The sequence below is a fragment of the Aequorivita sp. IT1183 genome, from assembly GCF_058068265.1.
Map to the genome: position 1 here is coordinate 126618 of NZ_JBYRHS010000006.1, position 14299 is coordinate 140916.

General features: G+C 34.1%; 15 protein-coding genes. All 15 read right to left on the minus strand.

The window, feature by feature from the left end:
- Positions 1-37: 37 nt before the first annotated feature.
- From neuC to AC3RVF_RS13330, 15 genes are read right to left on the minus strand one after another with little or no spacing between them, the layout of a single operon-like run.
- Positions 38-1156, minus strand: coding sequence for a UDP-N-acetylglucosamine 2-epimerase (neuC, locus tag AC3RVF_RS13260; RefSeq protein ID WP_489693555.1), 1119 nt, complete (start codon positions 1154-1156; stop codon positions 38-40).
- A gap of 39 nt (positions 1157-1195) precedes the next feature.
- A complete protein-coding gene (locus AC3RVF_RS13265; protein WP_489693661.1) occupies positions 1196-2245 on the minus strand; it encodes an N-acetylneuraminate synthase family protein in 1050 nt (349 codons plus the stop codon).
- A gap of 50 nt (positions 2246-2295) precedes the next feature.
- Entirely contained in the window at positions 2296-2961 is a 666-nt protein-coding gene (locus tag AC3RVF_RS13270; protein ID WP_489693556.1) for an acylneuraminate cytidylyltransferase family protein, read from the minus strand.
- A 2-nt stretch (positions 2962-2963) separates the two neighbouring features.
- Positions 2964-3872: a glycosyltransferase family 2 protein gene (locus AC3RVF_RS13275; RefSeq protein ID WP_489693557.1), complete on the minus strand. Its 909-nt coding sequence runs from the start codon at positions 3870-3872 to the stop codon at positions 2964-2966.
- Between the two features lie 7 nt (positions 3873-3879).
- On the minus strand, positions 3880-4899 hold the full coding sequence (locus AC3RVF_RS13280; RefSeq protein WP_489693558.1) for a glycosyltransferase: 1020 nt from the start codon (positions 4897-4899) through the stop codon (positions 3880-3882).
- Between the two features lie 8 nt (positions 4900-4907).
- Positions 4908-5729 (minus strand): polysaccharide pyruvyl transferase family protein, encoded by an 822-nt coding sequence (locus tag AC3RVF_RS13285; RefSeq protein ID WP_489693559.1) that lies wholly within the window; start codon positions 5727-5729, stop codon positions 4908-4910.
- Positions 5722-6936, minus strand: coding sequence for a glycosyltransferase family protein (locus tag AC3RVF_RS13290; RefSeq protein ID WP_489693560.1), 1215 nt, complete (start codon positions 6934-6936; stop codon positions 5722-5724). The genes AC3RVF_RS13285 and AC3RVF_RS13290 overlap by 8 nt, the downstream gene beginning before the upstream one ends.
- Complete coding sequence (locus AC3RVF_RS13295) at positions 6933-7835, minus strand: glycosyltransferase family 2 protein (protein ID WP_489693561.1); 903 nt, start codon at positions 7833-7835, stop codon at positions 6933-6935. The genes AC3RVF_RS13290 and AC3RVF_RS13295 overlap by 4 nt, the downstream gene beginning before the upstream one ends.
- A 57-nt stretch (positions 7836-7892) precedes the next feature.
- Positions 7893-8828 (minus strand): glycosyltransferase family 2 protein, encoded by a 936-nt coding sequence (locus AC3RVF_RS13300; protein WP_489693562.1) that lies wholly within the window; start codon positions 8826-8828, stop codon positions 7893-7895.
- Between the two features lie 7 nt (positions 8829-8835).
- Entirely contained in the window at positions 8836-9669 is an 834-nt protein-coding gene (locus AC3RVF_RS13305) for a glycosyltransferase family 2 protein (protein ID WP_489693563.1), read from the minus strand.
- Positions 9669-10616: a glycosyltransferase family 2 protein gene (locus AC3RVF_RS13310; protein ID WP_489693564.1), complete on the minus strand. Its 948-nt coding sequence runs from the start codon at positions 10614-10616 to the stop codon at positions 9669-9671. The genes AC3RVF_RS13305 and AC3RVF_RS13310 overlap by 1 nt, the downstream gene beginning before the upstream one ends.
- Positions 10613-11521: a glycosyltransferase family 2 protein gene (locus AC3RVF_RS13315; RefSeq protein ID WP_489693565.1), complete on the minus strand. Its 909-nt coding sequence runs from the start codon at positions 11519-11521 to the stop codon at positions 10613-10615. Before AC3RVF_RS13315 ends, AC3RVF_RS13310 begins: the two co-directional genes overlap by 4 nt.
- A gap of 8 nt (positions 11522-11529) precedes the next feature.
- Positions 11530-12357 (minus strand): glycosyltransferase family 2 protein, encoded by an 828-nt coding sequence (locus tag AC3RVF_RS13320; protein WP_489693566.1) that lies wholly within the window; start codon positions 12355-12357, stop codon positions 11530-11532.
- Positions 12350-13318 carry a glycosyltransferase family 2 protein gene (locus AC3RVF_RS13325; protein WP_489693567.1) on the minus strand — a complete coding sequence of 323 codons (969 nt, stop codon included), beginning with the start codon at positions 13316-13318 and terminating at the stop codon, positions 12350-12352. The genes AC3RVF_RS13320 and AC3RVF_RS13325 overlap by 8 nt, the downstream gene beginning before the upstream one ends.
- Entirely contained in the window at positions 13311-14297 is a 987-nt protein-coding gene (locus AC3RVF_RS13330) for a glycosyltransferase family 2 protein (RefSeq protein WP_489693568.1), read from the minus strand. The genes AC3RVF_RS13325 and AC3RVF_RS13330 overlap by 8 nt, the downstream gene beginning before the upstream one ends.
- Between the last annotated feature and the right edge of the window lie 2 nt (positions 14298-14299).

Below are 14299 nucleotides of genomic sequence, written 5' to 3' on the forward strand. Positions count from 1 at the left end.
CTTCAAGGTGCAAAATAATCAATCCAACCCTTTTGCATCAAATATCACGGAATTGTTTTTGGTGGTTTAGCTGCCAGATTTTTTCATCTTGAAGAATCTTCAAGAACCTTTCAGCACTTTTGCCATCGCCATAATGCTGTTCCGCGACAGGTATTTTTTCCATAGGTGACTGCAAAGCTTCTAAAATAGCATCAACCTCATAATCTACGTTTATAATATGCGAGTGCAAAGCTCTATTTTCTTGCCGTGTGCCTATGTTTATGGTAGGAATGCCGTAGTAAGGTGCTTCGCGAATTCCCGCGCTGCTGTTACCAACTATACAATCCGCATTTTTTAAAAGAGTTAAAAAATATTCGAATCGTATTGAAGGTATAACTCTAAAATGATTGTTTCGGTCAAGCCTTTTATAGGTTTCCAAAATGTCGCTACTACCTAAATCGTTATTGGGATATATAACCACATATTTTTTATCGCTTTTAATGAGCGCATCAATTAAAACTTTTGCCTGCTCTTTTATTTCTGAAACTTCAGTTGTAACTGGATGAAAAAGTACTACGGTGTAATCTTGAAATGCTACTTCATAATAATCCTTAACCGTTTTAAGGTTGGGAAGATTTTCAGAAAACATAATATCAACGTCTGGCGAACCAATGGATGCGATTGATTCTGGCAATTCGCCCATTTGTATCAACCTATTTTTGGCCGCATCGTTACTTACAAAATGAATGTGGCTCATTTTGCTGGTGCTGTGCCTAATAAGTTCGTCAATTGTACCACTTACTTCGCCGCCTTCAATATGTGCCACCAGAATGTTGTTGAGCGATCCTACCAGCGCGCCTGCCAATGCTTCTACTCTATCGCCGTGCACCACGATCATATCTGGCTCGATATTCTTTACAAATTCTGAAAAACCTTGCATTGTTTTGGCCAAGGTTAAATCCATCGTTTCCTCGGAAGTGTGGTTGGAAAAAGTATGTATATTCCCAAAGCCAGCACGTTCTACCTCAATTTTTGTATAGCCATAGGTTTCCATCATATGCATTCCGGTAACAAAAATATGCGCTTCAAATCCTTCATCATCTTGAAGGATCTTAAAAAGCGATTTTATCTTGCCAAAATCTGCACGTGTACCTGTAAGAAAGGCTACTTTTTTCATTTTTGATTATAATTTAGGCCACTGAGCATGGTCGAAGTGCTAAAAATCAACAATATTTTTCTTCTTCAATTGCATATCATTCTCAATATTTTCCGCCGCTATTTTACCTAAAATATGGTTGTATTTTTCAGCCAAAATCTCTCCAGTTCCTGGTCGCTTTACCCAAATATTTTTTTTTGTGAATTTTTCTCCTTTATTTATGGGCGCAATGCTACAAACCGTTGCGAACGCAAAGTCTATCGTAACCTTTTCCTCTTTGGCGGCCTGTTTGGTGCCTCCGCGCATTTGCCAGATCTCATTGCTCCCTTTTATAAGTTCGGCACACTGGGTTTCGTCCATACTACACACGATATCTGGACCAGTTCGTTGTTTATGATCTGTAAAATGACGTTCGAGAATTGAAGCTCCCAAAGCAACAGCGCCCAAACACGCGTTGTTGTTTAAGGTATGATCGCTTAGCCCAAATACATTTTGTGGAAATGCATCGTGCAGTTCCATCATCGCGCCAAAACGCACCAAATGAATCGGAGTTGGATAAAGATTTGTGGTATGTAAAAGTGCCAAAGGAGTTTTATGTTTATCAAATATCGCAACAGCTTTAGATACACTTTCTATACTGTTCATTCCCGTACTCAATATTACGGGTTTCCCAAATGCCGCAATATGTTCTAACAATGGATAGTTGTTACATTCACCGCTGCCAATCTTATATGCAGGAACATTAAATTTTTCGAGTCTATTTGCCGCAGCTCGTGAAAAAGGTGTGCTTATAAAAATCATCCCTAGTTTTTGAACGTACTCCATCAACGCTCGTTCGTCTCCCTCTTTTAAAGAACAGCGTTCCATAATCTCATAAATAGAAACATCTGCATTACCCGGAATCACTTTTTTCGCTGCACCACTCATCTCATCTGCCACGATATGGGTTTGGTGCTTTACCACCTCAACGCCCGCACGCTTGGCGGCATCTACCATTTCCTTTGCAACTTTAAGCGAACCTTCGTGATTTATACCAATTTCTGCAATAACCAGTGGTGGAAAATCTGCTCCTATCTTCCTGCCTGCAATGGCAAACCCATTCCTGCGCATGTGGGAATCTTTTTCATCAATATTTTTATCTTGATCTAATCTTTCCATGGCTATTTATAATTCTGCAATACAAAGTTAGCATACTTAAAGTCATCTTCGGTATCTATATCCACATTCGCGTACGGATGCTCCACAATAAACGGCAAGTTTTTTACGCCTAAAATCTTTGCTTCCAAAATCAATTCAGCTTTGGATATGTACAACAAGCCATTTTCAAAATAAAGTGGCTCCAAATCCTGACTGCGCTGCCCAAAGCTGTAATTGTATGGTTCAAAATTGCCATTCACAATTTTACCGAATTTTTGGTGATTTCTGGTTACTGTCATTGCGCTGTCATACCTACCATTTTTGAAAGCCTGGAAACATTCCCTAAGCAAACTTTCCGGTCTAAGTGGATTAGTGGGCTGAAGAAGAATAACATTTTCCACTTCAAAATCGAGTGTTTCCAAAACGTGCTTCAATGCCGTAACGGTAGGCTCCATATCTCCGCTCAGGTCTTCAGGCCGCATTATAACCTTTGCGCCATAATTTTTAGCAACAGTGGCAATTTCATCGTCGTTTGTGGAAACATATATCTCATGTATAATTTCAGTGTTCGCACGGGCGTATTTCAAGGAGTATTCCAACAAAGATAGTTCTCCCAATTTGAGGAGATTCTTGCCCGGAAACCGTTTAGAGTTTCCTCGGGCTGGAATTATGGTTATAGTTTTATTCAATATTATTCTTTTGGCTTCCAATAAATCTTACTTTCATTCAAGCTATTATATTCATCGTACTCTGTAGTACTTAATCGGTTGGAAGATTTTAATATTTTTGGAAGATTAATCGTCAAATCAAATAATGCCAAAGTTAAGGTTTGTACAACACGAAAATTCCCTTTACATAATTTATATTTTATTTGAGCGTAAATTGAATATAAAAAGTTGTAACCTGCATTTTGTAGAGGATAGAAAATGAAGAATAAATACCATCCTGAACGTAACGACATTCGAGATCTTTTATGGAAATCTTTTTGCAACTTTCTTGATGTTAAATCTACACGATGATGGACAAAAAAACTAGGCACATAATGAACGTAATAACCAAGTTTAAAAATTTGTAAAGATAAATAATCTTCCTCTCCATAGAAAAAAAACCAATTTGGCAATTTGGGTATTTTGTTCCATAGACATAAACGAAATGCATGACCTCCAGCCACAAACGACTTCACTATTGCCCTAGTATCATATGACCCAAGGCTTTCTGGTAATTGCTTACCCCAAAACATTCTAAACGCAATTATACCGCAGCTAAGATTATTTTCGAAATAAGAGATAATATCATCAACTGAAAATTGCTCTACAAAATTAACATCATCATCAATAGTTATGGCATAAGACGTATTAGAATTATCAAAAAGCAAATTTCGACAATAATGTATTCCTTTACTATTTTCATTTTCAAAATATCGTATAGAAGGATAATTCTTTAAAATATAATCGCTTGTTCCGTCGTTAGATCCATCATTGCATAATAAAAACTCCACCGCAGGATCTTCCAATAGAAAAACACTATTAAGCAAAGTTATCTTTAATTCTGGCAGTCTATTTTTAGTAGCTAATAATACGCTGATTTTTTTCTTTATCATTTGGTATTCAATATGTTTGAGCAACGTCTTTAGACAAACCTTTTTTTCGGAGGAATATACGATAGAATATTTTAGTCTTAAATATTTTTTTGAACACTTTAGATTTTATAAAATATATAAATATTCTTTTTTTGATTACTACATTATTTAACTCATTTTTTTGTAATGTATCATTTTCTGAGAGTGCCTCCAATTCTTTTTGCATCCACAACTCCCATGTATTACCTACGTGAAAAGCGAGATTTTTTTCGGTAGTCAGTCTCCATCCATCCAATTTAAGCACCGAAATATCCAATACTTCTGTTTCGGAATCACCTCCCAATTTGAACCGTGAGCTCCGATGGTTCAGTTCAGTAAAGATTTCTCCTTTATATGTTGCCACTGCGTGCCCGGAACCCACTATAGCCGTAAGCCCATTTGCCGTTATGGAAAGCTGTTGTTTTAAGTAATCTTTGTTGTAGGTATCATCCCAGCCTATGCTTTTGTAAAACAACTTCATGGCCTCTTTATTAACAACCTTAGTAAAGCACAATCGTTTGTTCCAAAATCTGTCGAATATAAGGTTGGCACTATAAGTTGTAAACATTCTGAATTGTGGAATAAGTCCTACTACACCAGTTTTCGGAAAATTATTGAAAATGGACACGGTTTCCGCCTGCCAGTTCTCCTTGAAAAGGATATCAGCATCCGTAATGGTTACCAAAGGTATGGCATGGCCTTTTAGGCCTTTTAAAATAGCATTTATCTTACCGATGTTGGTAGTATGTATCACCTCATGTATATTCTTTATCTGGTAAATCTCGTTTAAATACGCTACTACTTCATCGCAGCTTCCATTATTTACAACACAGATAAAAGTTTTTGCATGTACCGTTTTATTAAGGGATAAGATACAGTTTTGTAAAATTTTGAAACTTTCTGCATAATAGTCTACCAAATTTGGAATGTAAACAGGCATAACTACAAGGTGGCTAAAATCGCCTTGCACCAATACCGCTTCTTTTTGTGGATTAAGGCCTTTCCGCATACATTCAGTTATTTAAAGGGCGAGCTTTTATAGATATCCTCTTTACGGTTGTTAATTACTTCATTATTCGGTATAGCAAAGGATTTATATTTTTCAAGTAAAGTAGTTAAATATTTGGGAGTCACTTCCTCTAGATTAAATTCAATCTCAGGATAATTATATAAACCCACAGACTCAAAATAATCAAAAAATTTGATATTATCACCACCAAGTGAGTCTGAAAACTTTATCCAAATTGCAGGAATCCCATATGAATGCGCTACTATTACACCATGCAACGAAGATGAAATAATTACACTGCATTCTAACATTGAGTCTATTACAGATTCTACATCTTGTGTAAGTAATTCGATAATTTTTATTTTTTGATTTTGTATTACATTTTTATTAATTACCTCGGTATCAGCGTAGTGTGGTACAATGCCAAATTGAAATGATTTACTAATATCCTTTTTATACAAATCTGAAAGGATAAGGGCGGGATCGCCAAACAACTTTGGAACATCATAACCAAGTTGAAGTAATCGGTTATAAGTATAAGGCCCCCTAACCAATAAAAATTTGCCTTTATTTATAAAATCATTTTTACGTATTATCCCACTACCCCAAATAATTGAATTTCTATTTGCCACTTCTAAAATACTACCAACTGTCAAATAATGCTTTATGAAAAGTTTATACCTTCTCATTGAAGGATGTTTAATCTCTACTATTCGCTTACTCGTAAGCTTTTTTACAATATACGGTCCTATAAGGTCGCCAAAGTTTTCTAACGAATATTCATTGTTAAATGAAAATGAGTACAGGTATATTGGCAAAAGGTTATTCATTTGACGAATTTAAAATTAACTGCAAAGAATTTTTGAAGTTCTCATCGCTAAAATAGTCACCAAAGGGGTTTTCAGATGTTTCGTTATTTAAACACGCCAAAATAAGATCTCTGAGCTTAAGCCTTATTTCGCCTTTGTCAGCACAATTAGCTATATATTTTGGTTGCGTAAGGACATTTCGCATTTCACTTGTTTCCGGTGCCAAAACCAAAACAGGTTTATTGAGCGAAGCCAAAAAAGGTGCCTTACCAACCAAAATATTACTGTGCGCCGCGCAGTTTTCCAAAATGATAAAAATATCACATTGAGACTGTTGCTCATTGGCGGAGTTTGAAAAATCTAAACAATCCAGTATAAAAATATTTTCCACTGAGCCATATTTTTGGACAAGCCTTTTATTGTGGCTTCCGCGCAATCTCAATATCATTTCGGTTTCATTGAAGATATTTCTATTTTCGCTAATTAAATCTGAATAAGCATCAAGCAGAATATCGATATTCCTACCAAACTGTACGGCACCATGGTAAGATATAGTTACCTTTTTTTTCTTTTTTAAGACAATAGAATTATCACTAAGATCGAACACACTTCTATCAAATTGGTGTGGCAATGTGAAAAATCGCTTTACCGTGCCATATAAAAATTGGAGATCTTTCGATAATAAATTAGCTGGGGTTATACACATTTTGGAATTCTTCACTACCTCAAACATTTTTTGGAACCTAAAAAGTTCCAAGCCGGTTGGATATGCATTCGATCCATTGTCCCAGAATACAGGAAATGGATCGTGAAAATTGATGATCGCTTTTCTTAAAATGGGCAAATCCTTTAAAGCTAAAATAGTTTCATATTCAAGACCGCTACTTCGAACGAAAACATGGTCGATTCCCTCATAATCAATCTCCGAAATAAGCTTTCCATAATAGTCTACTATGTATTTTTCATTTAGAGATTTATACTTTAAGCGCCAATAGAATTTATTTTTCCATTTTGTGCCAAAAGGTATTTTAATCTCGATATTTTTTACTTCCAACACATCAACAGGTAAAAGTTCCAAACTATCATCACTATTTGAATGCTTTAAGTAAACTAATTTTATAAAACTTTCTGGATAGCATTTTTTAAGTTTTGCGATAAAGGATCTTGACACAATGCCTTCGCTTGTTCCAGAAACTCTTAAATCCTGCGCTATGATTAAAATTTTCATTTTTTAACTTTCTTTAAGCTCAGTTTAACTCTTTTGGTTATCGGAAAAATATAATACTTTAAATTGTAAAAAATATTCAGTACAATATTACTCTTATTGATATTCAAAATAGATTGCATCAATTGTTTATCGCCAAAAGATATTGCTAGACCAATTAGGTATTTAAATAAATAGTCTGAAAGTTTTTTATGTAAAAAAAGATTGCTTGCCATTAATTTAATTGCCTTTTTATAAGAATAAAATCTATCATCATTTCTAGCCCAGAATTCCCCAGTATTGGACTCATCGTGTTTTCTTCCAAAAAATAATGTTTTATTAATATTTATACCCTTTATGTGGTTCATTAAGATGCGCGCGTAACATTCCCATTCCTCAGCGTATAATAAGTCTTCATTAAAGCGAATATTATCAAAACACGCTTTTCTCCACATTACTTGACAGGAATTGAATTGTAAAGTATTATCAATAACTTTATAAAGATCGAAATCAGAAATTTCAAAAGTGTCGTATTTTGTAGAAAGATCGAAATTTAAATCAAATTCTCCAGTAAAAACTTCTCTCTTGTACCTGCAAAATTGATAATTGCTGTGCAGAAGTTCGTTTACACATAATTCGAGGTTTTGTGGATGTACGATGTCATCATCGTCAAAAAAAATAATAAATTCGCCTTTGGCAATGTCCAATCCATAATTTCGGCAACCAGGAATCTGTTTTTTGTATGTATTTGGCCTGCTTAAATATTGGAATCTTTTATCCTTCCGTAAAATGGACTCTATTACTCCCTTTGTATTATCGGTTCCACCATCATCAATTATTAAACATTCCCAATCTTTAAAATTTTGATTTTTTATAGAAACCAATGTTTCTTCAATAAGGTGTGCCCTATTAAAAGTTGCCATAATTATTGAAACTCTTGGATACATCGACTTGTATTTAACTTAATGATTTGGACACCGTTATCGAATCAATCGATACCCCTTACCAAAAATTTTATAACTATAGTAACCGATTATTAGTTTATAATACCTTTTTGTATTTAAAAACATCCTACGTCTATACAGGAATCTGAAAATTGAAACCGAAATTCTATTGTTTTCTTTTAAAGATTCACGAAAAGAGCCGATGATTACGTTTATAAGCCTTTCTGAAAGAATCGGATCAAGCATTCTCTTTTGTTCTAAAATATCGAAATGTTTTTGATATGTCCAAAATAAAGAGCTGTTTTGAACGGTTCCCCTATTTATTTTTTTTGTACTCAAAGTAGATTTTGTATTATACCTATTGTAATATTGCAACGGTCTGTCTAAGTAATAAGGTTTAGGTAGATTATAAATATTCATAAGGTTAAAATCCCAATCGTCGAGGGTCTGTATATTTTCATCAAATTTAGATTTTAAAAATTTCATTTTCCATAAAGGACCGCTAACATACCAAGAAACTTTTCCCAAGATATAATCTTCGATTAAATTATTCGATGCAATCTTGTTTTGATAGATTATTTTTTGATTTTGTACATCGAAAAAGGCGAGAGGGGCAATAACTACATCTAAGTCGTTTGATCGTATAGCTTTGATTTTAAATTCAAGCATATCTGAAAACATAGTATCGTCATCATCAAAAAATTGGATATAGCTTCCTGAAGCTTTGATTAGACCAATATTCCTACAAACAGAAGGCCCATTTTTATTCTTAATGCTATTTTTAAACAACTTTATTCTTTCATCTCTACTTGCTATTTTTTCGATTTGTTTAAAAACGGAGGGTTTAGATTTATCATCTATAATAAGACACTCCCAATCTTCGAAAGTCTGTTCTAACAGGCTATTTACGACTCTATTTAAGAGTTTAGGTCTATTATAGGTAGGGATTATTATTGAAATTAATGGTGCCAAGCTAATTCTATTTAAAAATTGATAAAAACGGCTTTCCTAACTTAACAAAAAAATGTCCTATTCTAAAAGATTCTGAGTTCTGCTGTTGATGAATAAGCTTTCTTAACATTTCTATCTCGTCCAAAAAGAAATCCAACGTTTTTTCAAAATTTGACTCAGCAATATCCCTATGTTTTAAGAAGACATAACGCCTTATTTCTTTCTGAAAGTTCTTTGCAGTTTTATTTCTTGAAACTGGTTTGATTCTATAATTGAATAATACTTCATCTATAACATGAACGGCCCAACCGATTTTAGTAATTGCAATATTGAATTCCCAATCTTCAAAGCCTTTGTTTAAATTTTTATCATAACCGTTGACTTGCTCCCATAAAATTTTTCTATATAAGCAACTCCCCATAGAATTATTAAAGAATAATGGCTCAACACCATCAGTACCAGAAGGCCTTAGGTTATACGTAGTCTTTTCCCCCACAACAATCACATTAACAGAACAAGTAACCATTCCAATATTCTTATTTTGATCCAGTACCCCCACTGCCTTTTCTAAAAACGTAGGTTCAAAAAAGTCATCAGAGTCCAAGGTAAGAATGTAGGAACCCTTTGCTTTTGCAATTGCATTATTACGAGCGGTGCACACACCCTGATTTTCTTGTTTTATTAATAAATCTATTTTATGTTTTAGAGAATTCAAAAGGTTTTTTGTTTTTCTGTTTGAACCATCATCTATAACAATAATCTCTTTGTTCACGTACGTTTGGTCCATAGCAGATTGTACCGCTTGTTCAATATACTCAGCATCGTTGTAACATGGAATTATTATGGAGACAAGTTTATTCATCAATATTGTATGGCTTTTCTTAGAAAATAGTATCCTTTACCAAAAAGAAAGGTTGAAATTATTGATAGAAAAAATAGACCTGATTGCTTAGGTCCAAAATATTTAATTAGTTTAGGAAACGCTCTGATAAAATGGGGTGGCAAAACTTTTTTCGTGGCAATCCTAAACGAATATTGCATATAGCCCGATAAGAACCATTTTAATAAATTTATATTTTTGAATTTCTCAATATCTAAAAATGTAATCATTTTTACTTGAGCTACTTTATACGAATATTCCTTAGTAGCAAAATTTGAAGTATTACTTAAAGAAGTTTCATGAACACGTCTGTAAGTCAAAACCTCGTTAACGAAGCAGCCTTTACTATTTTCATGTAGTAATTGAGTAAAAAAATTATATTCATCTCCATCTGTTTTAAAGGTTTCATTAAATTTCGTTTTTTCCAAAATCCCTTTTTTTCCTAAAAAATCGTCTGTTATCCATCCAATTGCCTGTTTACCAAAACTGTTAACATTAATGCAAGCATTACTTCTATCAAATTGGTAGGGTTTTCCTGTCACTCCTTTTCCAACTTCAAAATTATAGCTATCTCCAACCGCGAAATCAACATAATTCACCGCTATGGCGGATACCAATTCTTCGATATGGTTGGTAGTCATGATGTCATCACTATCAAACCACTGAATATAATAGCCATCGCTTTGTTCAAAGCCATAATTACGACAAGCGTTGGCACCTTTTGGTCTTTTCGCAGGCCGTTGTAATAGAGTGAATCGCACATCACTCGCTGTAAACTCTTTAATTACCTCTAAAGAATTATCTGTAGAACCATCATCAACAATTAAACATTCCCAATTTGTATAGGTTTGGGCTCGAATGCTTTCCAATGTTTCAATTATGAGGTGCGACCGATTAAAATTGGGAATGATTATAGAAACTTTTTTCATCTTGGGCCTTTCTTATTTAAATTTATTCGGCGAACAAATTTGAGAGTCTCATAAATACCTTCATGCTTTAATTTTAAAGGAAAAAAATGAATCAAAAAATTAAAGTTACCCTTTTTTAAAGAATATGTCATTAATTCAAAACGTTTTAATAAGCCTAGGATCTGTTCTTTATTAAATTTGTGCAAATATTTAAAAATTACACTTTGAAAAAAAAGGTATCTAACTTCATTCTTTTCTTCCAATAAAAATCCTGCACGGGAAAGATGTATTGGAGAAGACCGAAAATATACTGTAGCCTCATTGATGGTATAGATTTTTCCGAATTCCGAAAATTCTAACCAAGCCATATCATCGGCATGCCAAGCAAATGGAAAATCATGGAATCCAAATTTGTCAAATGCGCATCGGCGAAATATATGCTCAGAAAGTGAACTTCTATTTCCTTTAAAAAAACGATCATAGAAGACATCTTTATAATCTTGAATTCTAGCATGAATATACTTTTTTGAAATTGCAATTCCATGTTTATCAATTATTTGTGAAGCAAACTTGACTACATTTACTTTCAAACATTCTATATCAGATAGATTATTGTAAAAAGATTCAATAACATTTTCAGAAAGTAAATCATCATCGCATAGTACCATTATCCATTCCTCATTTGAAGACAATGCAATGCAACGCTCCCATTGCCCGGTAAGAGATATGTTACCCAAATTGTTTTCAAATTTATGATAGATTATTTCTAGTTCATCCGTGTATTTGGATATAATTGGAAGGGGGTTATTCTGAGCGCCATCATTACCTATATAAACTTTAAAGCGACTGTCTGTTTGAGTGGCAAGAGATTCTAGACATGCTTCAAAAAAATCAATTTTATAAAACGGAATAATTACAGCAATCATATTAAGTCTTAAACTTTATTAAAAATTTGAAATCCAAAAAATGTTTTGCAAAAAAGATCTATAACAAACTTTTTACTTTTTCGTTTTTCTCGCTCAAGTAAAACAGCTCTAATAGAATTGTTTTTAAGTTCTAAAAAAGACCCTAACTGATTAACAAAAAAATCCACGTGTTTTATACTCAAATACTTCAAAATATCGTCTTCTTGTTTTCTATTCATAGAGGTCAGCATAGAACTAGCCTTTATTCTGTAATAAAAACCAATATGGTCAAGTTTCTCAACTTCTCCGCCATTTTTGAGCAATGATATCCATAATTCCCAATCTTCCCAACCAGATTTCATACTTTCATCATACCCCCCAATGTGTAGAGCATCTTCTCTTTTAAACATGGCGCTTGCAAAAATCACATTTCTTTTACTAAGCTGCGAAAGGGAAAATATTGGTAGCTCCCATAATCCAGACTCGACACCAAACTTTTCTGCACTACAATAAACAACCATCAAGGCATTGTTATGTTCAAAGGCACTGACTGCCTTTAAAACATATTCAGTTGATATTTTATCGTCTGCATCCAGAGGTAGGATAAATTCACTCTTTGAAGCTTTCAGCCCGGTATTCCTGGCTACACTCAAGCCACTATTCTGTTGGTGTATATAACTAAACCTTAAATCACGTTTTAGAAAACTCAAGGCTACGACTTCTGTTTCATCTGTGGATCCATCATTGACTATGATGCACTGCCAATCCTGAAATTTCTGCTTTAAAACAGAATTTAGACAATCTGACAAATATACACCCTGCTGATAACAAGGCACTATGATGGAAACTTTACTCATAATTTTTGAAAGATATGGGATATTTAAGTGATGTTCTATCAATATAAATACTCAATAACCATTTCAATGCAGAAATGGCCTTATGCTTAAAACTAAAATCGAGCACAAACAAACTTCTCGACAATTCCATCCAGATCCTGAATGACACTGTTTTCGAGAAAGTCGTTAATGAGATTAAAAAGTAAGAAAATATTTCGTGGAATAGATAGACTTCAGTTTTTGCTTTGATACTAGAACGATGATATCTTAACACTTTTGACCTCGCCAACACATTTGAAAAGAATTTCCTAGGATCATCTTTTATACTTAGGGACATGTTGGAATCATGTTGTACCATTTGCACCAATACCTCATCATCAAAATGTCCATCTATGCTTTTAAGCAATGCCCGAATATGAAAATCATAGTCTTGCGACTGTTGTAATCTTTCATCAAAGATAAGCTTATTACTTTCAAGAAAGTGCTTTTGCCATAATGGCGCTTGAGTTCCCCAAAATATCTCAAATCTAATATAGTCGTCTAATAAATTATCACTGTAGATCCTTGCAGATCGCAATCCAACGACTTTGTCTGTAATGCTATCATAAATCTCACTCTGGCAAATAGTATAAGGCTTGTTGGAGGTGATTAAAAAACCTGCTTGTAATTCCAGCTTGTTTGGCATCATTAAATCATCGCTGTCGAAAAAATTTATCATAGTTCCATTAGAACATTCAATTCCATAATTTCTACAGGCGTTGGCTCCATTTGGTCGTTGATCAGGTCGTGAAAGTAGCTTAAATCTTGCGTCCTCTTTCGCAAAAATGCTAACAATGTCCTTTGTATTATCTGTTGAACCATCATCTACCACGATACATTCCCAATTTTTATACGTCTGATTTTCAATAGATTTCAAAGTCTTGCTGATTAGATGTGCTCTATTGAAAGAAGGAATAATGATAGAAATTAATGGATTATTCATGGATCGGAATTCTGAAAAATTGGAGGCCTCTTCCAGTCAATAAAGTCAAAGAGTATCCCATTCTTATGTTCAATTTATTTCTATAGGATATATTTACAAATGTGAGAGCCTCTTCAAGTCTGGGTTTTATTCTGACGAGGTTTCTTTTCCTACCCCTTATTCCTTCTCCAAGACCTATCATCTTGTGCGTCAATAGAGAAAGATTGTTTGCTACAATTCGCTTGATTTTCAATTGAATCTTATAATCCTCGTGAACGAAGGTCTGCAATACTTGTTCCCAATAACAATAGACCGAATTTAAATTACGCCAATCATCATCCATCGTGATGCTGTCTGGATTCTGATGTCGGTAAAGTACCACAGGAATTCTTAAAAATTTAAAAGGTATTTTTTGTAATAGCATACGGTAATAAAACTCTGTATCCTGTAGACGGTACCGGGTAGGGTCAAAAACAATTTGCTGATTGTTCAGGAAACATTTTCGCCATAACGGTCCCGCTGTAGGTATGTACAAATTTCCAATTACGAAATCAGTTAGTGGCTCCAAACTATCAATGGCCTCTGGTATGCGCTCCCAATATTGATTGGTATTATGTTTAAAGTAACGGGCATAGCCAGTAACCATTTCAAATTTAGAATTTTCCTTCAAAAAATCGACTTGATCGGTCAAAGCATTCTTAGAAATTAAATCATCGCTATCTAAAAATTTTATAAACTCGCCATTGGCAACTGTTAAACCATAGTTTCTACAGGTATTGGCACCTTTTGGCATATCCTTTGGTCTAAAATAGTACCGAAAACGCTTATCGCATTCAACGTATTTAGTCATAAGGGCATCTGTCTTATCTAAACTGCCATCGTCCACCACTATACATTCCCAATTGGTATAGGTCTGCGCTAAAATACTATCCAACGTTTCGCCAATAAGGTGAGTTCGGTTGTAGGTTGGAATTATTATGGAGACCAACGGGTTTTTCATAA